Source organism: Psychrobacter immobilis, from assembly GCF_904846175.1.
Classification (GTDB): Bacteria; Pseudomonadota; Gammaproteobacteria; order Pseudomonadales; family Moraxellaceae; genus Psychrobacter; species Psychrobacter immobilis_E.
On the sequence record NZ_CAJGZM010000012.1, the window covers coordinates 1 to 22,793 of the forward strand.

Below are 22,793 nucleotides of genomic sequence, written 5' to 3' on the forward strand. Positions count from 1 at the left end.
GAAGTGATGTTTTTAGAAGTTTAATGTTGTATTAGGCGAATTAAATTTTTTGGTGGTGTATCAGAAAGTATGCTGAGGAAATAAAAGGAGGAGTGGCAGCCGAAGCAAGCTAATATATTTGAGGTTATGAAGACACAAATAGAAATCAGCTGCCCCGACTGTCCCAGTTTAAAGAAGAATGGCATCAAAAGCTATGGCAAGCAGAACTACCAATGCAAGGACTGCAAACGACAATTTATTAGTGACCATGCCTTAACTTATAACGGCTGTCAATCTAAAATAGAAGACATCATAAGGCTAATGATGGTTCATAGCTGCGGCGTTAGAAACATAGCTACTATAGCCTCAGTTAGCATTGGTAAAGTGCTGAGCACCATAGGCTCATCTGTTTATAAGATAGCGCCTAAGAAGCGCTACTATGAACGCTTAGAAGTTGATGAGTTCTGGACTTACGTGTATCGCAAGAAGCGTAAAGTCTGGCTCATCTACGCTTATGACCGTGCTACTAATGAGATTGTCGCTTATGTCTGGGGCAAACGTGACCTAAAAACGGCTAAGAAGTTAAGAGCACGTTTAAAGCAGCTTACAGTCAGCTATGGCTCTATCAGTATGGACAACTGGGATAGCTTTAAAACCGCCTTTAAAAGTGATAACAAAGGAATTGGCAAACAATATACGGTAGGTATAGAAGGTAATAACTCTCGTCTTAGACGCCGATTGCGTCGGGCGGTTAGAAAGACTTGTTGCTTCTCAAAAAAGCTTGATAATCACTTTAAGGTATTCGATCTGGTGTTATTTTTTGTCAATTATGGTTACCTCTGATGCCAGCATGCTTTTTAGAACACCAGCAAATTAGTTTTATAAAGCTATTGAATTTTTATATTGGATATAGTTATATAAAAAACAATCTTCATGTATTTAACTTAGGTTAATTTAGATAAATTTTTGCTACCGTAGGGTTTTACTTATGAACAAAGTCGCATACTGTATTATGGCTCACAATGACAAAGAACATCTTTCAAAGCTTATAAATTCCCTAGGGAATAACTGTGAAATATTTATTCATATTGATGGGTTTGTAGATGATACGAACTTTTTAAACTTATCTAGTAAAGAAAATGTGCACTTTCTTATTCCGAGAATTAAAGTCTCTTGGGCTGGATTCTCTATGGTTAAAGTAATGATGGAACTGCTAAAACTAGCGGTTGAGCACAAAGACGAATTTTCTCACTATATCTTTTTATCAGGTAGTTGCTACCCTATCAAATCTATAGACCATATAGAAAGCTTGTTTGAAAACAATAAAGATAAGAGCTTTATAAAATATGTAAAAATGACGGAGCACCCTTTATTATATCGTCACATACAATATCAATTCTTAATGGATAACCCCTTTCCTATTAGAAATAAAATTACTCACAACCTACATCGTACGATGAGAAGGATTTCATTCCATACAAATATTACTAACCCTTGGAAAGATAATATAGTACCGTATGCTGGTAGCCAATGGACAGCATTGAATGCTCAATGTGCTAAATATGCGGTCTCTTTTCACGAGAATAATCCAGGGTTTCAAGATGTGATGAGATATACATACGCTCCAGATGAGCACTACATCCATACTATTTTGGGCAATTCCCCATTGGTCTCTCAATGCACGGGGCTACAAGATTTTAAATATTTTGGATTAGACTATTTAGCGAATCTTCATCTTATTGATAACTCTTTAACTAAGTGGTTTACGATTAATGATTGGGATGAACTTAAACAGTCTGAGAAGCTCTTTATTAGAAAAGTAAGAAGTGTTGATGGATCAACCTTAGTTGACAAGATTAATCATGAAATTCTCTAACTGGTAAGCTCAATGAATGGCATCTTTGTAATATTCCTCATATTAGTTTTGTTTTCATTATTAGAATCAACCAACTTAAGCACTAATATTAAGAGTTTTTTATGGTTTATAGCTTCTGTGTTGGTGCTTTTTACTTTAGGATTAGGTTATAAAGTAGGAGTCGACTGGGTTGCTTATCAAGAAAATTATTACCATAATAATTTTGAAAGTTTTGAGGCTTTGTATAGTGCATTATCAGTCTTTTCTGCTTCCTTGGGCATGAATTTTTGGTTTTTTGCAATTGCCATTAAATCTATTAATACTCTTCTATTATTGGCAATATTTAAAAGATATACGAAACTTCCTTTACTTGCAGTAACTATATTCTTCGCATTGACATACCCCTATATTAATGATGTATTAAGGCAAATCGTATCCTCAATAGTTATACTGTCTTCTTTCTTAATCTATAAAAAACACCCTTCTTTAATTTCTATAATCTTTGCCAGCGGATTTCATGCCTCGAGTTTAACGCTATTAATTGGTAAATTAAAGTTCTTTAACTCAACTTCTAATAGATTTATTGTACTATTAGTAATAGGGTGTTTAATTGCTGGTTTGTTATTAAAAGGAATCTTAACTTCTAGTATATTAGGCTCTTTAAGTTACACTTCTATCAATAAGTTACAATTTTATTCAGAAGGCTCAAGTTTATCGAACTTATATTCATCTTTTGTCCGTTTTAGTATAATTTCCTTAGCTTTATATTTTCAAGCAAAAGTAAATAAAAGTAATTCTAGCGTTAATGACTGGATTTATCGTGCAACTCTATTAATGTTACTGATTGAAGCACTAACTTTGAGCATACCTTTAATATCACAGAGGGTAAGGTTATATTTATTACCATTTGTATGTATTGCTCTTACAAATGGAATTTCTAATTTGCCTAGAACTTTAAAGGTTGGGGTAACAACATATATCCTAAGTTATTGTATGTTATTTATATATTTATTCACTCATGGACCCTTTAAAGAATATTATCAGCTTGATATGAATATTATTATACAGTTCTTTGAAGATTTTCCACCCAATAACTGGGAATCAGCAGCTTATAACTTCTGGCTTTATGGCTAAAAAAATTATTTCGGATTTTTAAAGTATAGAGAGTTAAATCGTCTATAACATTCATACTCTTTAGATTGAATTAAAAATTTCAAAATATTTCTGAAGACGTTTATGTTATTAAATCGTTTTATGAAGGTGTTTGGAGCTGCGGCCATATATTTTATAAAGAAGATCATTCTTGCTTCTAATTACAATACTAAAACATATACGTTTACTGAAATTATGATTAACTCCTTCTAATAAGATGATTATATTATAATGTGTTCAACTTTTCATACTTATATATTTATAATAATATTTAATGTGGATATTAATAATATCTTATAAAAGGCTTGGTTTTTATATGAAAATTCTCTTAGTAACTAATATAGTTAGCCATCACCAGTTACCAGTAGCTATTGAGTTAAGCAAAATAGTCGGTGAAAACAACTTTTTGTTCGCTGCAACCAGTCGTCCTGATAAAAAAAGACTTCAAAATGGCTGGTCAAACGAATATGTCCAGAGTTGGATTGTGCATCCAAATGAATCTGAGAATGATTCAATAATGTACGAAAAATTTTGGCAGGATGCAGATGTGGTAATTTGTGGCGAAAGGTTGATCAATAGAATGCAAGACCGAGTTGATAAAGGTAAACTATGTTTCTACATGTCAGAACGTTGGTGGAAGCCTCCAGTAGGTATGTTTAGATTATTGAGTCTAAAATATTTAAAAATGTTTCTAGAGTTTAAGCAGTTAAGTAAGAGTAATTATTTTCATTACTTACCTATTGGTCCATTTGCTACAAGAGATATGACTTTAGTGACATCGATGCCTTCACGTGTATGGGCATGGGGGTATTTCACAGCATTTCCTATAATGAAATCTACCATAAATGAGAGTAGAGGTTCAGATGTTACTAGTATTCTATGGATTGGGCGGATGATTAAATTGAAGCGTGTTGACTTGCTTATTAAAGCTTTAGCAAAATTAAAAAAAGAAGGTAAAATATTTAAACTTACATTAGTTGGTAATGGCTCTGAACGAAAACGTTTAGAGAAGCTTGCAAAAAAGTTATTAGGAACTTCTTTTTATGAGTTCGAAGAATTCATACCGTCAGATGAAGTGCTTTCTTTTATGGGACAATATGACATATACGTGTTGCCTAGTAATGCGTATGAAGGGTGGGGTGCAGTAGTAAATGAAGCGATGTCTATTGGATGTGCAGTAATTGCTTCAGATAAGACAGGGGCTGGCGCTTCACTTATTCAGAATGGTGTAAATGGACTCTTATTCAAGTCTGGCTCAGAAGATTCTTTATATGACTGTCTGACTGAATTAGTCAATAATAAAAAGTTAATAAACGACTTCAGTGTAAAATCAAGATTAAGTATAAAAGAAAACTGGACTCCTGCTATAGCAGCAGAAAGATTTGTTCAGTTATCCTTGTCGTTAATTAATAATGAACCATCAGCTAGTTTTAAAGGACCGCTTGAAGCAGTTTAGTAAAAATACTATAGGTCGAGTTTAATATTCTAATTTTATTAGTAATAAAATTATTGAGGGAGTAAGAGGTCTTTGAACATTCTAACTTTTACGGGGCACTACCTCCCTGGCTACAAGGGTGGTGGACCTATAAAAACCATCAAAAACCTCTTTGACCAAACTGGAAGCTCTCTATCTTACAAGCTAATAACTAATGATCGAGATCTTGGCGACACTTTACCTTACAATTCGATAGATCATAATGTTTGGAATAAAGTTGGCAACGCAGAAGTGTTTTATGTGCAGTCAGGCTGTATAGGTTATAAGCAAATTACTAAAATCTTGTTTGAGAAGGATTATGAACTAATATACTTAAATAGCTTTTTTTCGCCTACATTTTCATTATTCCCATTAGTACTAGCAAAAACTCTCCGTCAAAAAGTTATTGTCGGTCCCAGGGGTGAGTTTTCAGAAGGTGCATTGAGTTTGAAATCACGAAAAAAAAGTACTTTTATAAAGTTATATAAGCTCTTGAATTTACATCGTGGAATTATATATCAAGCATCAAGTGATTATGAAGCGGAAGATATTCGCCGAGTATTAGGTTCAAAAATAGATATTCAAATAGCGGAAGACATTGGCTCGCAAGAGTTTGCACAATATATACCTGAGCGTGAGAACATAGCATTAAAAGCTGTTTTCATCTCTCGTATCTCCCCTATGAAGAATTTATGTTTTGCTCTAGAAGCACTTAAAAGCGTTCAAAATCCTTTAGTTTACGATATATATGGCCCAATTGAAGACCAAAGTTATTGGCAGCATTGCCAAGGTATTATAGCTGATTTACCTTCATATATTGATGTGCAGTATAAAGGCGAGTTAACGCCTGAACAGGTAGTTCCGACATTATCACCATATGACTTCTTCTTTATGCCTAGCAAAGGTGAAAATTATGGTCATGTTATCGCTGAGGCTCTGTGTGCAGGATTGCCATTATTGATTTCTGATGCTACTCCTTGGCGTAATTTGTCTGAACAAGGTCTTGGTTGGGATTTACCACTAGACAACGCGAGCGCATTTAGTAATGCTATCAATAAACTGGCATTGATGAGCAAAGATGGTCATCATGAAATGCGGAAAAACGTACTTAAATGGGCAAAGCAAAAATTTTCTCAAAAAGATGCCATTGATTCCAATATTGCTATGTTTGAATATGCAGTTAATAAATAAATTAATAAGAAGGTATGTAAATGTTTAAAGGCAAAACACTTTTAATCACTGGCGGTACAGGCTCATTCGGTAACGCCGTACTAAAACGTTTTTTAGATACAGATATCGCAGAAATCCGTATCTTTAGTCGCGATGAAAAAAAGCAAGAAGACATGCGTATAGCCTACGCTAACTCTAAACTTAAATTTTACATTGGCGATGTTAGAGACTACTACAGTTTGCTTAGTGCGACCCGCGGGGTGGATTACATTTATCATGCTGCTGCTCTTAAGCAAGTACCATCATGTGAGTTTCATCCGATGCAAGCGGTAAAGACCAATGTGCTTGGTACAGAAAACGTCTTAGAAGCCGCTATTCAAAATAAAGTAAAGCGTGTGGTTTGCTTAAGTACAGATAAAGCAGTTTATCCTATCAATGCAATGGGTATTTCCAAAGCAATGATGGAAAAAGTAATGGTGGCCAAATCGCGTAATTTAGAAGGTTTAGACACTGTTATTTGTGGTACGCGCTATGGCAACGTGATGGCGTCTCGTGGTTCAGTTATTCCGCTATTCGTGGATCAGATTTTAAAGGGTAAACCTTTGACTATTACTGATCCTAATATGACGCGTTTTATGATGACGTTAGAAGATGCGGTAGATTTAGTGTTGTATGCTTTTGAGCATGGTGAGAATGGCGATATTTTCGTTCAAAAAGCACCTGCTGCCACTATCGAAGTGCTCGCTAAAGCCCTAAAAGAGATGATGAATTTTAATGAGCATCCTATTGTTATTATGGGTACACGCCATGGTGAAAAGGCTTATGAAGCCCTTTTAAGCCGCGAAGAAATGGCAGTGGCTATTGATCAAGGGTATTATTATCGAGTACCAGCAGACCAGCGTGACCTTAATTATGGAAAATATGTCGAAGAAGGTGATTTACATATCACCGAGATTGAGGATTACAATTCCCATAATACAGAACGCTTAGATGTGGAAGGTATGAAGCAGTTGCTCCTCAAGCTTGAGTTTGTCCGTGCTTTAACCGAAGGCAGACATGTTGATCCGGAGTCGTAATTGTGAATATTTTAGTGACTGGCTCTAACGGATTTATTGCTAAAAACCTTATTCAATTTTTATCCGAACAAAACGATATTAATATCTTGTGTTTTAACCGTAACTCTAGTGAAGATAATTTAAAAGATGCGGTTATTAGAGCAGATTGGATCATACATTTAGCGGGGGTTAATCGTCCATTAAATGAGCAAGAGTTTGTAGAGGGCAATATTACCTTAACGCAAAAAATTGCTGATTTGCTAATAGACTATAATAAAAAGACTCCAATTATTTTATCTTCATCCATTCAAGCTGAGCAAGACAATGCTTATGGTCAAAGTAAACTCGGTGGTGAGCAGGTATTAATTGATTTAAACAATGATCAAGGTAATCCAGTATATATCTGTCGTTTGGCTAATGTATTTGGTAAATGGTCGCGCCCTAACTATAACTCCGCTGTAGCAACTTTTTGCCATAATATTGCTAAAGATTTACCCATTCAAATTAATGATTCTGATGCGGTTATTCGCTTAGTTTATATAGACGATGTGGTAGAGATATTTTGGCAGATGATTCAAGGTCACTATTCGCTAGAGCAGTATTTTGTCATTGAGCCTGAGTATCAAATTAGCGTGGGTGATTTAGCGAATACTCTGCAAGAGTTTAAAGCATCACGTAATAGTCTAATTACTGCGCCAGTGGGTAAAGGTCTCACGCGAGCTTTGTACTCTACTTATCTAAGTTTCTTAAAACCTAGCCAGTTTGATTACACCTTACCCATGCATGGTGATGAACGTGGCGTATTTGTAGAAATGTTAAAAACATCGGATGCTGGTCAATTCTCTTATTTTACTGCCCATCCAGGTATTACTCGCGGTGGCCATTATCATCATACTAAGACCGAAAAGTTTCTCGTTATCACTGGTAAAGCCTTATTTAAATTTAAGCATATCATCACTGGTGAATACTATGAGCTAGAAACTTCTGGTGAAGAAGCAAGAATTGTAGAAACGGTACCAGGCTGGACTCACGACATCACTAATATCGGTGAGGATGAAATGATCGTTATGCTGTGGGCAAACGAGATTTTTGACCGTGAAAAACCTGATACCTATGCTATGCCAATAACAGAATAAGAGTTGTATTATGAATAAGTTAAAGCTAATGACTGTCGTAGGAACACGTCCAGAGATTATTAGACTGTCTCGAGTCATGCAGGCCTGTGATAAATATTTTGACCATATTATCGTGCATACTGGTCAAAACTATGACTATGAACTCAATGAAATATTTTTTACTGATTTAGGGATTCGTAAGCCTGATCACTTTTTAAATGCTGCAGGCGCAACGGGTGCTGAAACTATCGGTAACGTCATTATAGGCGTCGATAAGGTTCTAGAGGAAGTACAGCCAGAAGCATTATTAGTCCTTGGTGATACCAATAGCTGTATGGCTGTCATTCCTGCTAAACGCCGTAAAATCCCTACTTTCCATATGGAAGCGGGTAATCGCTGTTTTGATATGCGTGTACCAGAGGAGATTAATCGCCGTATCGTCGATCATACCGCAGATATTAATTTAACCTATAGTACTATTGCGCGTGACTATTTGCTTGCCGAGGGTTTACCTGCTGATCTGGTCATTAAAACAGGCAGTCCCATGTTTGAAGTTTTAAACCATTATAAAGCCAAAATTGAAGCGTCTGATATCTTAGAAACGTTAGGGCTTAAAGAGCAGCAATACTTTATTGTCAGTGCCCATCGCGAAGAAAATATCAATTCTGATCAGAATTTTTTAGATTTGGTTAATATGCTAAATGCAGTTGCAGAAAAATATCAATTTCCAGTGATCGTTTCCACGCATCCACGTACTCGCAACCGTATTGAAGAATTGAATATCAAGTTTCATCCCTTAGTTCAATTACTTAAGCCACTAGGATTTAGTGATTATAACAAGTTGCAGCTATCTGCTAAAGCGGCATTGTCAGATAGTGGCACGATTAACGAAGAATCTTCTATCTTAAACTTTCCTGCGTTAAATCTACGCCAAGCTCATGAACGCCCTGAAGGCATGGAAGAAGCTGCTGTGATGATGGTAGGGTTGACGGCTAAACGTATTTTACAGGGTCTAGATATTTTAGAGTCGCAGACACGCGGTGAGGAGCGTACATTACGCTTGGTAGATGATTATAGTATGCCAAATGTCAGTGAAAAAGTGGTTAGAATTATTTTGAGTTATACTGATTATGTTAATCGTGTGGTTTGGAAAAAATATTAGGAATTACTGTGTCTAAAAAATTATTCTTGATTACAGAGTTTTACGACTCCTCCCAAAATACAACGGGCTATCTATTTGGTAAGCTATATGAATTTCTTAGTAAACAAAAAGATTTAGATATAACTTTATTAACCAAAAAGGATGAGGATGTACTTAATCACCCTGAAGCTTTGTATGTAAAAGGGTTAAGGTTTGATAAGAAAAGCCTAGTAAGTAGATCTTCTCATGAATTACTCATAGGGTTTAATTTCTTTAAAAACTGTGCTCAATATATTAAAAAAGACGACATAGTATTTACTGGTACAACTCCTATCTTACTACTTATTATTATCCACCTTTTGAAAAAGCTAATAGGATTTAAATGGGTGGTTTTAGTTCACGATGTGTTTCCAGAAAATTTAATTCCCGCAAAGATAATAAAAAAAGATAATCTTGGATACAAATTATTAAAACGTGTTTTCGATACTGTTTATGCTAGTGCTGATGATATTATTGTTATTGGTAGAGATATGAAAGATCTGGTTTATGATAAAACAAATCATAGTAATATTACTGTTATACCTAGCTGGATTGATGAAAAAGATATTGCTTTACAACCAAAAAGTGATAACTCTATTTTAAAGGAGCTAGGTTGGCAAGATGATCAAAAAGTAGTATTTCAGTTTTTTGGTAATCTTGGAAGAGTGCAAGGCATATCAAATTTGATGAAAGCGATTAAGATGATGAAAAGGGCAGAGGATGCTCAATTTATTTTTATCGGAGATGGTGTGTACGTCGATGAATTGAAATCGTTGATTAGTGAGTCAGATAATCAAAATATCGTCTATTATGGGCCAGTATTTCAAGACAATAAGTCGCATGGCTTAAATGCTTGCGACATATCTATTGTTACTTTAGCAGATGGTATGCTTGGTTTAGGTGTGCCGAGTAAAGCTTATTATTCGATGGCTGCAGACAAGCTAATATTTACCATTATGGATAAAAGCTCTGAAACATATCGGATGGTACAAGAAAATAATATAGGATGGGTGGTAGAAGCTGATAATATTGTGGCAATAGCTGAAATGTTAGATAAGGCAGTAGTCGATATTGGTATTAAAGAATTCAGTTCACCACGGAAAGTTTTAGTAGATAAGTACTCATCTGAGCTTGCGATGAATAAAATTTTAGATATCATTCGCTCACTTTAGGTGTGTTTTGAGAGAGCGGTATTATATAAATATAATTAAGGTTAATTAATGAATATATTAGTAACTGGTGCTAACGGTTTCGTAGGTCAGTCATTAGTTAACAACTTGCTGAATAATACGAAATATAAAGTTGTAGCTGGTGTTCGTAAGATCCCTGCAAAAAAGGTTAACTGTGAATACAGGCTTATAAACAATCTCGAAGATAAGCCAGTATTGAATAATTTTTTTAGAGATATAGACGTGGTCATTCATACAGCTGCCCGTGTACATGTGATGGATGACAAGTCTGCTGACCCTTTAACTGAATTTCGTAAAGTAAATGTAGAAGGGACTTTAAATCTAGCTTGCCAAGCGGTTGAAGCAGGTGTAAAGCGTTTTATATTTATTAGCTCAATCAAAGTTAATGGCGAAGGCACAGAGCTTGGCAAACCCTATACTGAATATTCTAAGCCTAATCCTATCGATCCTTACGGTATTTCTAAATATGAAGCTGAGCAAGGCTTACTTAAGATAGCAGAGACTACATCATTAGAAGTTGTGATTATTCGTCCTACTTTAATATATGGTGAAAATGTAAAAGGTAACTTTCACTCTTTAATGAAATGGACTTACAGAGGTGTTCCTCTGCCAATAGGTGGAATTAAGCATAACTTGCGTAGCTTAGTATCAGTTGACAACTTGGTTGATTTTATTGTCACTTGTATCGAGCATAAAGATGCTAAAAATGAAGTGTTTTTGATATCTGACGATGATGACATATCTACCGCTGATCTGTTAGAAGAAATAGCAAAAGGTTTGGGTGTCAAAAATAAAGCAGTAAATATACCTGCGGGATTTATTAATACGGCAGCAAGTGCGATTGGCAAGTCAGGTGTGGCTCAAAGGCTATCCGGCTCATTGCAAGTGGATATCAGTAAAGCTAAAAAATTATTAGGTTGGCATCCTAAATGCTCTACTAGTGAGTCGATTCAGGAGACTGCTAGATCTTATAAATCAGGCTTAACTGCTCCTAAGCCCATGACTTTACAGAGACCTTTAGATATCCTGTTTTCAGCAACTGGTTTAGTAGTAGCCTCACCTCTATTAATTGGTGCAACAGCTATTGGTTACTTGGATACAGGTTCGCCTTTGTTTATCCAAGAGCGGGTGGGTAAAGATCAAAAGCCATTTAACCTTATTAAGTTTCGTACGATGAAGGTGAGCACGGAGTCTGTTGCCAGTCACCTTGTTGATAATACTTCGATAACGAAATTGGGCAAAGTACTGCGTAAGACAAAGCTCGATGAGTTACCACAGCTTATCAATGTATTAAAAGGTGAGATGAGCTTGGTAGGTCCGAGACCCAACCTTTTTAATCAAAAAGACCTTATCGAGGCTAGAGATAAGATTGGTGTTTACGAGGTCTTACCGGGTATCACAGGTCTGGCTCAATTAAGTGGTATAGACATGTCTACACCTGAACGCTTAGCTAAAAAAGACAAAGAAATGATTGATACTATCAATCTTAAAAACTATTTTTCTTATATACTGAGTACCGCCTTGGGTAAAGGTAGTGGCGACGCAGTTAAATGAAAAACAATATAATCTCAGTTATTTGGAAATAATCTATCATGTATAAAAAGCTAAGCTTCGTCCTAAGTTTGAGTGTCTTATCATCAGTGTCGATGTTGGCATCTGCACAAAACCTGTATATGAACGATCTAAAGCTGAAGGCAGATCTTGACTGGCTGGATACTCAAGGGGTCGCGCAGATTAGCACCAGTACTTGGCCGCTGACTGCCAATGAGATCAAACGCGCTTTAAATACCGCTAATGCCCAGACGCCAGCGCAGCAGCAGATCCTGCAGTCGGTACAAATGCGATTGAATCAGAATCGAGACTCAGTAGTAAAAGGGTCAGCCGCACTGCATATACAAACCGACAGAGATCAGCTACCACAAAAATTTGCTGACGATCAACTTGCGGGTCAACAGGCAAGCGTTGGGGTATCGCTTAGCGAAGCGGAGTGGGAATTTAATTTACAAGCCAATTTAAAAAATGACAAACTTATCGATGACAGCTCAGATGTTAGCTTCGAAGGCTCATACCTTGCTGGTACTGCTGCCAATCAATGGTTAATCGCGGGTAAAATTCCGACTTGGTGGGGACCTGGGCATGATGGTAGCCTTATTCGAGGTGATGCAAGCTTGCCAGTTGCAGGTTTTACCATGCAGCGTGATCAGCAAACTGCGCCGACATCTCCATATTTATCATGGGTCGGACCTTGGCAGTATCAGCTATTTGCGGGTCAGTTAGAGGATTATCAGGCCATTCCAGATACTAAGCTATTTGGCGCACGCTTAACTGCTAGCCCATGGGAATGGTTAGAAGTCGGTGCGTCACGTACCTTTATGTGGGGCGGTGAAGGTCGTCCACAAAGTTTCAGCTCTTTTACCGATGCTTTATTGGGAACAAAAGATAACAATGATGATCCTAGTGTTAGCACTGATGAAGACCCCGCGAACCAGCTTGGTGGTTTTGATGCGCGCTTAAATTTAGCACCCTTAGTGAATGTGCCTGCGGGTGTTTATGCTCAATATGTGGGTGAAGATGAAGCAGGCGGCTTGCCAGCTAAAAACATGTATTTAGCCGGTGTTGATTATGCCTCTGCTGCTTATGGCAAGCCGTATCAGCTATATGCTGAGTATACGGATACCCGCACTAGTGGTGATATTAAAGGCATCTCTTATGAGCATTACATGTATAAAGATGGTTATTATCAGCAAGGCTTCCCACTAGGCTATGCGCTAGGCGGCGATGCGGAAAGTATCGCCCTTGGTGGTCGCTTATGGCTCGATAACCGTAACTTTATCAATGCTAAGATTCAGCATGCAAAAGTTAATCAATCGGATCGAAGTACCAATCAAGCATTTCCAGCTAACGATAAGTTGACAGGTATCGATGTCGCTTGGGAGCATCAATACAATCCTAAAGCGCTTATCTCTAGCCGAGTTTGGGCAGTAGATTCAGATATCCAGTCCACTGATGTCGGCGTAGGCGTAGGTATCGAGCTGCAAACTTATTAAGTCCAAGTTGAATGTATTTAAATAGGAGTGGTTACTGAGGTAACCACTCCTATTTTTTTGTCAAAAATTTAATGATTTGCTGGGGCTTATTCTCTATTTTGAGAATAGGAATAAAAATAAGATAGATTTTTATCATTCAACAGAAATGTTACGGAAAACAAGTACATATTGCCTAAATATTTGTAGAAAATTATTGGATATCACTGCTAGCCAATTCCACCAATTGCCGTTTCATAAACTCTTACATCGCCACAAAGTTAACCACTACGCCATTTTCATATAACGCGCTACCTAGCTATTTATCTAACTAAAAGCTAATCGTATAACTACTATTAGATAACTGCTCTACGCTATTTTTTATATAACCTCTTAATCGATGTAAGTAATGCATAAGTTTTGTTGCTAATTGTTTTTAGATGGTATATAAGTATATAAGAATATACGAATATGTAAATTCTATTAGTTGTATATAACTATTAATTAGTTAACAAAAGTTTTCCATACTATGACTAATATTCTTACTAAGACGCTTTTTGTTTGTAATGTAGTTATTTAATGAGTTTGTAATAGCCTTACATCATAAAAATTACGCTATCGCTAATAGCTGTTACTTATAGCTGCAGTTTACAAGGAGTTCATTATGCGCGGATATCCATCTCAATTATCGACGATAACGTGCTTAGTACTCTTCACTGTCATATCCGGCTGTAGCAGCATTAATTCTGGACTACAAGTGGGAAACTTACCGCCTAGTGGTGCCTTTGTCGCAGAAAACGGTATTACCTTCAATGTTCAGCCATTAGACATGTCGACCTTACCAGCTAAGCAAGCTCCAGTACTCGACAATGAGCTATATAACTTGGTCAAATCCTCAGGGCCAGTGAGTTACCGTATTGAAGCAGGAGACGTCATAAGTATAGTGCTCACTGACTATCAAAATATTAGTGCATCAACATCAAGTCTGACTGTCGATCAGCAGGGTTTTATTCAGTTTCCACTGATCGGACGCCTGAAGGCGAGTGGCATGAGTGTGCCGCAGTTCACTGCCGTATTACAAGGTAGGTTGCAACGCTATCTCAAATACTCAGACCCGCAAGTCAAAGTCATTAACTATCTTGGTAGCAAATTTTTTATCGATGGCGAAGTTACTAAATCTGGCGAGTTTTCTATTACTGATGCACCAGTTACCTTATATGGTGCTTTGTCCATGGCAGGGGGTGCCACTGCGACAGGCGATTCAAATAATATTGTATTAAATCGCCGAGGTAAAAATTATAACTTAGGGTTGCAGTCACTAAGGCAGATGGGGCTATCTGCCAACCAAATTTATATACAAGATCGCGATTCTATTCATGTCAATAGTCAAAGCCGTAATAAAGTCTATGTCTTAGGAGAGTTTGGTCGAATCGCACCAGTCGCTATACCTGAGCAGGGACTTAGCTTAGCGCACGTATTGGGTGAATCAAGTGGTTTAAATGCGAGCACAGCCAATGCTGCCAAAGTATATATTGTCCGTGATAACTCACAGTATAACTATACCAATATCTATTATGCCGATATGCAGACTATTACCGGCTTAGCACTGGCAAATCGCTTTGAGATGCAGGCCAATGACATTCTTTACGTTGATCCTACGGGTCTCACTCGTTGGAACCGTGTGATCAGTGCTCTTTTACCATCAACTTCTGCAATCAGGTCAATCACAGACTTTTAAGCCATAACAATTATGGCGTTTGATAGTATCATCGCGAGCCTTAAATAACGGAATAAAAAAATAAGCTGACTGACTAATACTAATTGATGAAGACATAGTTATGGATAACAATGTTATGGATAACCATTCAAAAGACTTATCTAAACACAATACTGACAAAGATAATAATCTACTGGGTCTGCTTTTAGTATTACTACGCGGCTGGAAGATCATTGCTCTGTTTGCAATTTTGGGTTTAATAATAGGAGTGTTATATGTTCGCTATGAAAATCCTTCCTTTAAATCAGATGCTCTGATTCAAATCGATGAAACCTCTCAAAACTTATCAGGTCTAGGAACGAATATAGCAGAGCTATTGCCACCTGATGATAGTTCAGTACAAGCGCAGATTAAGCTAATAAGATCCCGCATGGTCTTAGAGCCAGTGGTGGATTTGCTTCATTTGGGTATTAGGTTGAATGACCCGGCAGTGAATAAAATAGATAGAATAAGAAACAACCAAACGAACGTACAAATCAATAGTGCTGATGGCGTTGTACTTGAGACTAGTGATGGTCGAGTACAAGTTAGTGAGTTTAATGTGACAGAAGACTATTTAGATAAACCCTTCACTTTATTAAGAACTAACACAGGTTTTGTTTTGAGTAGTGGCAGTGAGAAATTTAAAGGACAGTTAAATAAAGCTCATCGTTTCACAGGTAAAAACGGTCTCATTGAAATTACGGTCAATGAGCTACCTACTGGTGAACACTCTATCGATATTACCAAGCAATCACTGCAAATCACCACGGACTCTATCAATAGTGCTTTGTCAGTAGTGGAAGAAGGCACTAAGACCGGTATGATCGAGCTGTCTTTGTCAGGTCTAAACCAGAAGCAAGTCAGCCTAATATTAGAACATATTGTACTGTCTTATAGTGCACAGGACCAAACGCGCAGCTCGGAACAAACGATCAAAACTATTGAGTTTATGAAAAAACAAATCCCAGCATTAAAACAAAAACTCAAAGAATCAGAAGCGATATTTAATAAATTTCGTGAGAATTCTGGCACCATTGATGTGGCACAAGAAGCGTCAATATTGCTTAGTGAAAATGCTGGACTTGATACACAAATTAGTGAGCTTAAGCTAAAAAGAGCAGATATAACTACTTACTATACCAATGAGCATCCTTTAGTAATCCAGATAAACGAACAACTTAGCGTATTGAATGCTAGAAAGCAGCAAATCGACAATACCATCAGTGCGCTACCAGAAGTACAAAGAGAGTTTTTGACCCTCTCTGAGGATGTAAACATCGATAGAGAGATTTATCTGACTATCCTTAAAAACTACGAGCAGCTAAAAATTGTCAAAGCAGGCGAGGTCAGCGACGCCCGTATCATTGATTTGCCTATCAATACCAATAGAACCATCACCCCTAAAAAACAATTAATAATGATGTTATCCACCCTAGCAGGTGCTCTGCTAGGTGCTTTATTAGTATTTATTATGCATCTGCTTAGAAATGTTGTTAAAGATCCTGAACGTATTGAGTCTAAGACAGGGGTGCCAGTCATCGCCACCATTCCACGCTCTGCTGTATTATCACGATTAAGTACTAACAAAAAAGCAGCCCCTCGTATGCTGGCTCATGTTGATAATAGTAGCTTGAGTTATGAAGCGATCAAAAGCCTTCGAACTAAACTTATATTGAGTATGCCAGCGGTGACTTTAGGTAGCCAAAAGGCAAAAGTACTTTTGTTAACTGGTGAAAGCCCAGGCGTTGGCAAGTCGTTGATCTCTGCTAACTTGGCAGAAGTCTTTGCTCAGCTGAACAGAAAAGTTTTGCTCATAGATGCCGATATGCGTATGGGTGAGCTGCATAAGGTTTTTGGTATAAGTCAATATGATGGCTTAGCAGATTATCTGTTGCTAGATGATAATAGTTTACAACTTAGCAAGAGCGCCGATGCTCAAATAATGAATGATGTTTCTGATTTTAGTATAGGGAACTTTATTCATCCTAGTGGTATAGAGCATATTGACTTTATGCCACGTGGAAAGCATCCGAGTGATCCTGAATCGCTACTAATCAGCGAAAAGTTTGATACTTTGTTAACAGCATTAAAGTCTCAGTACGACTATATTATCATCGACTCACCACCATTATTGGCCGCTTCAGATGCAATGGTGTTAGCTCAGCATGCAGACAAAGTACTCATGGTAACCAGATATGATGATTCAATAGAAAAACAGTTAATCTATGCCGTTAAGCAAATGCATGAATCTGATATCCAAGTAGATGGCATTATTCTCAACGATGTAAGGCAAGGGCTTATGAGTAAATATAGCTATAATCATCGCTATGCCTATGCCGACAGTCGGTAATATGGTGTTGTCCTGTTCCTGTTCCTGTTCCTGTTCCTGTTCCTGTTCCTGTTCCTGTTCCTGTTCCTGTTCCTGTTATATTTTCAACCAAGCTGGTTAATCATGTTCTTCAAAAACGGTTAGGTGGTAGAACTCTATGATAAATATAAACAAGCTAAAAATAGCAGTGATTGGTTTGGGATATGTCGGACTTCCTCTAGCAGTTGAGTTTGGCAAACAGCATTCAGTGGTAGGTTTTGACATTAATGCTAGCCGCATTGCGGCGCTAATGGCAGGCACAGACCATACCTTGGAGGTTAGTAATGAAGAGCTAGCTGTAGCGATACATTTACGTTATAGCTCAGATATCCAAACACTCAAAGACTGTAATTTCTTTATTGTAACCGTACCGACACCTATCGATAGCTCAAAGCAACCTGACTTAACACCACTAATCATGGCCTCAAAGGCAGTAGGTTCATTACTAAAGAAAGATGACATTGTGGTGTATGAGTCTACAGTCTATCCTGGCGCGACCGAAGAGGTTTGTGTGCCAGTACTAGAAGAAGTATCTGGGTTAATCCTTAACCAAGACTTTTATGCAGGCTATAGTCCTGAGCGTATCAATCCGGGTGACAAAGAGCACCGCGTAACTAATATTTTAAAAGTAACGGCTGGATCGACACCTGAAATTGCTGATTTTGTTGATGAAGTTTATAACCTAATCATTACCGCCGGTACGCATAAAGCACCAAGTATTAGGGTCGCAGAAGCAGCCAAGGTCATCGAGAATACCCAAAGAGATGTCAATATTGCTCTGATTAATGAGCTAGCGGTAATCTTTAATAAGATGGGAATAGATACCGAAGCGGTGCTCAAGGCAGCGGGAACCAAATGGAACTTTTTACCGTTTCGTCCCGGACTTGTCGGTGGTCACTGTATTGGTGTTGATCCTTATTATCTGACTCATAAGGCGCAAGCTATCGGCCATAACCCTGAGATTATATTGGCAGGTCGGCGTTTGAATGACAGCATGGGTGAGTATGTGGTCACACAGTTGGTCAAAACCATGATCAAAAAACGCATACAAATTGAAGGCGCTAAAGTTTTGGTTTTAGGGCTCAGTTTTAAAGAGAACTGCCCAGATGTACGTAATACCAAGGTCATCGATATTGTACATGAGCTACAAAAGTACAATGTCGAGATTGATGTTCATGACCCTTGGATAGATGCTGACGAAGCCAAGCGGGAATACAGCATTACTCCTATTTCTCAACCTTTATCAAAACAATATGACGGTATTATTATAGCGGTCGCTCATGAGCAGTTTATCAAGATGGGCATAGAGAAAATAAGAGCATTAGGTAAAGATAGTCATGTTATCTATGATCTAAAGTATTTGTTTACTAAAGAAGATACTGACATACGCCTTTAAACATCTAGAGTAATCAAGATAATTTGGGAGACATTGACTATGAAAGTAACCGCCTATCAACAAGTTGCAGAAGCATTAGTTAATAAACCAAAGACTTGGCTCATCACAGGGGTTGCGGGTTTTATAGGCTCAAATCTACTTGAGAATCTGTTATTACTAAATCAAAAAGTCGTAGGTTTAGATAACTTTACCACTGGATTTCAACACAATTTAGACGAAGTTCAATCGGTGCTAACTACCGAGCAATGGCAGCGCTTTACCTTTATAGAAGGTGATATACGCAATTTAGCAGACTGCCAAACCGCTTGCGCAGATGTTGATTATATTCTCCATCAAGCAGCATTAGGCTCAGTGCCACGCTCTATTGCAGATCCCATTAATACCAATGACACCAACATCTCAGGTTTTTTAAACATGCTGGTCGCCGCTCGCGATGCGAAGGTGGCAAGCTTTACCTATGCCGCTAGTAGCTCGACTTATGGTGATCATCCTGCATTACCAAAGGTTGAAGAAGCCATTGGTAAGCCTTTATCACCCTATGCTGTGACCAAGTACGCCAATGAGCTATATGCCGAAGTTTTTGCTCGTACTTATGGTTTTCATACTATTGGCCTGCGTTACTTTAATATCTTTGGTAAGCGCCAGACCCCGGACGGTGCTTATGCGGCGGTGATACCTAAATGGACAGCAGCCATGATCCAAGGCGATGATATTTATATCAATGGCGATGGTGATACCAGCCGAGATTTTAATTTTATTGAAAACGCGGTACAGGCCAATATCTTGGCAGCAACTGCCGATGATGATGCCAAAAACCAAGTCTATAATGTAGCCGTCGGTGGTCGTACCACGCTCAACACTTTATTTACAGCACTAAAAGATAACTTAAGCATTAATGGCGTAGATTATAGCCAAGCGCCTATTTATCGTGACTTTAGAGAAGGCGATGTGCGCCACAGTCAGGCTGATATTAGTAAGATCAAAAGTGCATTGGGTTATGATCCGCAGTTTGATGTTGTTCAAGGTATAAAAAAAGCCATGCCTTGGTATGTTACTTTTTTACAAAATAGCTTGCATGGTTGATACTAAATAAAATAGAGACGTTACGTTATGATGCAGGACTGATATGAATGTTTCTGTCGTACGGTGCCTAAGCTGACAGAGGGTGCAAAAAATTGATCCCAGTCCCGCTGTATCTTTTCATATTGAACTTAATATAGTTGAATAAGTTATGTTAAAAGTAATCAAACAGCTCTTTGTTCTACTGACCGATAAACAGTTAAAACAGTTTTATCTATTGCAAGTGCTGGTGGTTATTATGGCGTTTACAGAGCTATTAGGGATTGCTTCTATAGCCCCTTTTATGGCTTTAGTTGGTGATATTAGCATACTAGAGACTAATGGTATTTTTGCGCAGTTATATAAGATGTCTGGTCTGAATAATCCTATGGATTTTTTATTCTATACTGGTGTGATAGTCCTAGTCATGTTGACGTTTTCTACTGTCATTGCTATGTTTACAACTTGGAGATTATCAATTTTTGGCGCACGTATCGGTACTGAGATTGCGGATCGTCTCTATAGCTACTATATGCAGCAAAGCTGGCAGTTTCATGCCAGCGGTAGTAGTGCACAGCTGACTAAGCAAGTATCCACTGAAGCGGCACGCATCAGTAATGACATCATACAACCGTTAATGCAAATGAATTCCAAGCTAGTCTTAGCACTATTTATATCCATCAGTATTGTGATTTATGATCCAGTTATCGCAATATTGGGATTATTCATATTTTCGTTAGCATACTTCGTACTATATAGATTAGTACGACAAAAATTAGAAAGTAATGGTCAACAGCTGTCTGAAGTGTCGACGCGACGTTTTAGACTCATGAACGAAGGGTTTGGCGGTATTAAAGATGTCTTATTGCTAAATCGTAGCCATGACTTTATCACTCGGTTTCATGATAGCGGTAAAGTCTACGCTCGTGCTCGAGGAACCAATATAGCGATTAGCCAGGTACCACGATATTTTATAGAGCTTATAGCCTTTGGTGCGATGATTTCATTAGTATTGGTATTGATTAAGGTACACTCTGGTAATTTAGGAGAAATCTTACCAATCTTAGCGGTTTATGCTCTGGCAGCATTTAAGTTGTTGCCAGCTTTACAACAAATATATTCTAGTCTATCTGTTATTAAGGGTAATGTCGCTGCGTTTGAGGCTGTCAAAGATGACTTACAGCGCTCAATTGAAAACCAGAAGATAGTCAGCGAAACTTCGATAGTTACATCCATAAACCTCTATAAAAACATTGCTCTGAATGATATAGCATTTAGTTATCCTGGTAAGGATAGAGCGGCCGTGGACCGTGTCAATATGAGTATCCCTGTCAATAGTGTGATTGGTCTGGTTGGTTCATCAGGCTCTGGCAAATCAACTTTGATAGATTTATTGCTTGGTTTGCTGACCCCGCAACAAGGCGGTATATATGTCGATAACATTCGTATCACTGCAGATAATAAACGAGCTTGGCAAGATCTATTGGGATTTGTACCACAAAGTATTTTTCTGAGTGAAGGAAGTATCGCTGAAAATATTGCCTTTGGTATTCCGGCGAAAGACATCAGCCTAAAGCAAGTCAATAAAGCGTTAAATTTAGCCAATCTGACAGAATTTGTTCAGCAACTACCAGACGGTGTCAATACCAAAGTAGGTGAGCGCGGCGTACAGCTCTCAGGTGGTCAGAGGCAACGTATCGGTATTGCGCGCGCACTGTATCATGAAGCAGAGGTTTTAGTATTCGACGAAGCAACCAGTGCATTAGATGGTATTACTGAAAAGATAGTCATGGACGCTATCCATGAGTTCAGTGGTCAAAAGACTATTATTATGATTGCACACCGTCTAAAAACAGTAGAGAAGTGTGATCTTATCTATTTTATGGAGCACGGTAAAATAATTGATCAAGGGACTTATCAGGAACTTGTGGTACGTAATGTAAAGTTTAAAGAAATGGCTAGATACGCTTAGCGTTACTGACGGGAGTTCTAATATGTACTTAAGTTTGATCATCCCATTTTTCAATTCGGCACATAAATGCAAGAGACTGCTTAAACGTGTAACAGAAATAACGTCGAGAGATCTCGATCTCGAGGTTATTTTAGTTGATGACGGTTCAACTGATGTCACTTATCGTTTACTTACAGATTTTAGAGATAGCTTGCCACAGGCTAATATAATCGCAATAAAACAAAAAAATAAAGGTCCTGGTGGTGCTAGGAACACGGGGTTGAAGCTCGCAAAAGGTGAATATGTTTGGTTCGCCGACTCTGATGATGATATAACGATAGATGCCTTAATATTTATAAAAGACAACTGCGCCAATCAGTATGATTTTATCGATTTCAATGTTATAAGCTCAGATAATATTCCTATGAATACAATGGGCGTGGCACCAGGCAGCTACAGAGATAGACGAGAAGTTCCTCATATACTTTTGAGTAGGTTTATGTCTCAAACGTGCAAAGCTTTTAGGCGAAATTTTTTGATTGAAAACCAAGTTTATTATCCTGAGTACTGCTATTACGAAGACATCCCATTGGCATTTACCCTCCCGCTTCTCGTCACGAGTTTTTTAAAAACAGACATCGTTGGCTATCTATATCATCAAGAATTCGCTTCTATTACTAGAGGTAAGATAACTCTAAAATCACTTGATCGTCTCTATACATCAATTTGTGGATTGAGAGAGAGCTTAGCAGGTGCCAAAACTGATATAGAAATCGATATCATAAAGCAGCGTTTTATTCAGCTGTACTTGATAGACAGTACTGAGATGTTCTTTAGTGTAATACCCAATAAAGAGTGGGTAACTATTTGGCGAATTATGAGCGAATATCGCAGATTGGCTAAGCAATTTAATATAAGTCTAAGCCCATTTCATCTCATTAATGAAAAAGACTATCAGTATAAACTGTATTTCCGTGCACAGTGGTTTATGTCTTTTACACTGACAGGTGAACAGACGGCTTACTTTGAGGGGATAAGAAAAAAAGAATGGAATTTATAAACTGATA

Annotated in this window: 17 protein-coding genes; all 17 read left to right on the plus strand. The window is 37.8% G+C overall.

The annotated features are described in order from the left end of the window. Positions 1–126 precede the first annotated feature (126 nt). The 17 genes from JMW39_RS11860 (at position 127) to JMW39_RS11940 (ending at position 22,786) form a co-directional block, all read left to right on the plus strand. On the plus strand, positions 127–822 hold the full coding sequence (locus tag JMW39_RS11860; protein WP_201546711.1) for an IS1 family transposase: 696 nt from the start codon (positions 127–129) through the stop codon (positions 820–822). A gap of 145 nt (positions 823–967) precedes the next feature. Beyond that, a complete protein-coding gene (locus JMW39_RS11865) occupies positions 968–1,855 on the plus strand; it encodes a beta-1,6-N-acetylglucosaminyltransferase (protein ID WP_201546712.1) in 888 nt (295 codons plus the stop codon). Positions 1,856–1,867: 12 nt separating this feature from the next. Further along, positions 1,868–2,968, plus strand: a complete 1,101-nt coding sequence (locus JMW39_RS11870) for an EpsG family protein (protein WP_201546713.1) — start codon at positions 1,868–1,870, stop codon at positions 2,966–2,968. A 334-nt stretch (positions 2,969–3,302) separates the two neighbouring features. Next, positions 3,303–4,442 carry a glycosyltransferase family 4 protein gene (locus JMW39_RS11875; RefSeq protein WP_201546714.1) on the plus strand — a complete coding sequence of 380 codons (1,140 nt, stop codon included), beginning with the start codon at positions 3,303–3,305 and terminating at the stop codon, positions 4,440–4,442. 72 nt (positions 4,443–4,514) lie between these two features. Further along, positions 4,515–5,651: a glycosyltransferase gene (locus tag JMW39_RS11880; protein WP_201546715.1), complete on the plus strand. Its 1,137-nt coding sequence runs from the start codon at positions 4,515–4,517 to the stop codon at positions 5,649–5,651. A gap of 20 nt (positions 5,652–5,671) precedes the next feature. Beyond that, complete coding sequence (locus JMW39_RS11885; RefSeq protein ID WP_201546716.1) at positions 5,672–6,706, plus strand: polysaccharide biosynthesis protein; 1,035 nt, start codon at positions 5,672–5,674, stop codon at positions 6,704–6,706. A 2-nt stretch (positions 6,707–6,708) separates the two neighbouring features. Next, positions 6,709–7,821, plus strand: coding sequence for a UDP-2-acetamido-2,6-beta-L-arabino-hexul-4-ose reductase (wbjC, locus tag JMW39_RS11890; RefSeq protein WP_201546717.1), 1,113 nt, complete (start codon positions 6,709–6,711; stop codon positions 7,819–7,821). Between the two features lie 10 nt (positions 7,822–7,831). Next, positions 7,832–8,962 carry a non-hydrolyzing UDP-N-acetylglucosamine 2-epimerase gene (gene wecB / locus JMW39_RS11895; protein WP_201546718.1) on the plus strand — a complete coding sequence of 377 codons (1,131 nt, stop codon included), beginning with the start codon at positions 7,832–7,834 and terminating at the stop codon, positions 8,960–8,962. Between the two features lie 8 nt (positions 8,963–8,970). Further along, positions 8,971–10,152: a glycosyltransferase family 4 protein gene (locus tag JMW39_RS11900; protein ID WP_201546720.1), complete on the plus strand. Its 1,182-nt coding sequence runs from the start codon at positions 8,971–8,973 to the stop codon at positions 10,150–10,152. A gap of 48 nt (positions 10,153–10,200) precedes the next feature. Beyond that, on the plus strand, positions 10,201–11,724 hold the full coding sequence (locus tag JMW39_RS11905) for a hybrid nucleoside-diphosphate sugar epimerase/sugar transferase (protein ID WP_201546722.1): 1,524 nt from the start codon (positions 10,201–10,203) through the stop codon (positions 11,722–11,724). A gap of 38 nt (positions 11,725–11,762) precedes the next feature. Then, positions 11,763–13,217 (plus strand): capsule assembly Wzi family protein, encoded by a 1,455-nt coding sequence (locus JMW39_RS11910; RefSeq protein WP_201546724.1) that lies wholly within the window; start codon positions 11,763–11,765, stop codon positions 13,215–13,217. 640 nt (positions 13,218–13,857) lie between these two features. Continuing rightward, positions 13,858–14,931 (plus strand): polysaccharide biosynthesis/export family protein, encoded by a 1,074-nt coding sequence (locus JMW39_RS11915; protein WP_201546725.1) that lies wholly within the window; start codon positions 13,858–13,860, stop codon positions 14,929–14,931. Positions 14,932–15,031: 100 nt separating this feature from the next. Next, the gene (locus JMW39_RS11920) at positions 15,032–17,302 is read left to right on the plus strand and encodes a polysaccharide biosynthesis tyrosine autokinase (protein ID WP_227679511.1); all 2,271 of its coding nucleotides are present in this window, start codon (positions 15,032–15,034) and stop codon (positions 17,300–17,302) included. A 136-nt stretch (positions 17,303–17,438) separates the two neighbouring features. Then, a complete protein-coding gene (tviB, locus tag JMW39_RS11925; RefSeq protein ID WP_201546726.1) occupies positions 17,439–18,716 on the plus strand; it encodes a Vi polysaccharide biosynthesis UDP-N-acetylglucosamine C-6 dehydrogenase TviB in 1,278 nt (425 codons plus the stop codon). Between the two features lie 39 nt (positions 18,717–18,755). After that, positions 18,756–19,799, plus strand: a complete 1,044-nt coding sequence (locus JMW39_RS11930; protein WP_201546727.1) for an NAD-dependent epimerase/dehydratase family protein — start codon at positions 18,756–18,758, stop codon at positions 19,797–19,799. A gap of 148 nt (positions 19,800–19,947) precedes the next feature. Beyond that, positions 19,948–21,747 carry an ABC transporter ATP-binding protein gene (locus JMW39_RS11935; RefSeq protein ID WP_201546728.1) on the plus strand — a complete coding sequence of 600 codons (1,800 nt, stop codon included), beginning with the start codon at positions 19,948–19,950 and terminating at the stop codon, positions 21,745–21,747. Between the two features lie 22 nt (positions 21,748–21,769). After that, the gene (locus JMW39_RS11940; protein WP_201546729.1) at positions 21,770–22,786 is read left to right on the plus strand and encodes a glycosyltransferase family 2 protein; all 1,017 of its coding nucleotides are present in this window, start codon (positions 21,770–21,772) and stop codon (positions 22,784–22,786) included. Positions 22,787–22,793: the final 7 nt, after the last annotated feature.

Bases quoted from the DNA above. Each gene is read 5' to 3' on its own strand.
- JMW39_RS11860 (WP_201546711.1), top strand. From the start codon at position 127: ATGAAGACACAAATAGAAATCAGCTGCCCCGACTGTCCCAGTTTAAAG.
- JMW39_RS11865 (WP_201546712.1), top strand. From the start codon at position 968: ATGAACAAAGTCGCATACTGTATTATGGCTCACAATGACAAAGAACAT.
- JMW39_RS11870 (WP_201546713.1), top strand. From the start codon at position 1,868: ATGAATGGCATCTTTGTAATATTCCTCATATTAGTTTTGTTTTCATTA.
- JMW39_RS11875 (WP_201546714.1), top strand. From the start codon at position 3,303: ATGAAAATTCTCTTAGTAACTAATATAGTTAGCCATCACCAGTTACCA.
- JMW39_RS11885 (WP_201546716.1), top strand. From the start codon at position 5,672: ATGTTTAAAGGCAAAACACTTTTAATCACTGGCGGTACAGGCTCATTC.
- wecB (WP_201546718.1), top strand. From the start codon at position 7,832: ATGAATAAGTTAAAGCTAATGACTGTCGTAGGAACACGTCCAGAGATT.
- JMW39_RS11905 (WP_201546722.1), top strand. From the start codon at position 10,201: ATGAATATATTAGTAACTGGTGCTAACGGTTTCGTAGGTCAGTCATTA.
- JMW39_RS11910 (WP_201546724.1), top strand. From the start codon at position 11,763: ATGTATAAAAAGCTAAGCTTCGTCCTAAGTTTGAGTGTCTTATCATCA.
- JMW39_RS11915 (WP_201546725.1), top strand. From the start codon at position 13,858: ATGCGCGGATATCCATCTCAATTATCGACGATAACGTGCTTAGTACTC.
- JMW39_RS11920 (WP_227679511.1), top strand. From the start codon at position 15,032: ATGGATAACAATGTTATGGATAACCATTCAAAAGACTTATCTAAACAC.
- tviB (WP_201546726.1), top strand. From the start codon at position 17,439: ATGATAAATATAAACAAGCTAAAAATAGCAGTGATTGGTTTGGGATAT.
- JMW39_RS11930 (WP_201546727.1), top strand. From the start codon at position 18,756: ATGAAAGTAACCGCCTATCAACAAGTTGCAGAAGCATTAGTTAATAAA.
- JMW39_RS11935 (WP_201546728.1), top strand. From the start codon at position 19,948: ATGTTAAAAGTAATCAAACAGCTCTTTGTTCTACTGACCGATAAACAG.
- JMW39_RS11940 (WP_201546729.1), top strand. From the start codon at position 21,770: ATGTACTTAAGTTTGATCATCCCATTTTTCAATTCGGCACATAAATGC.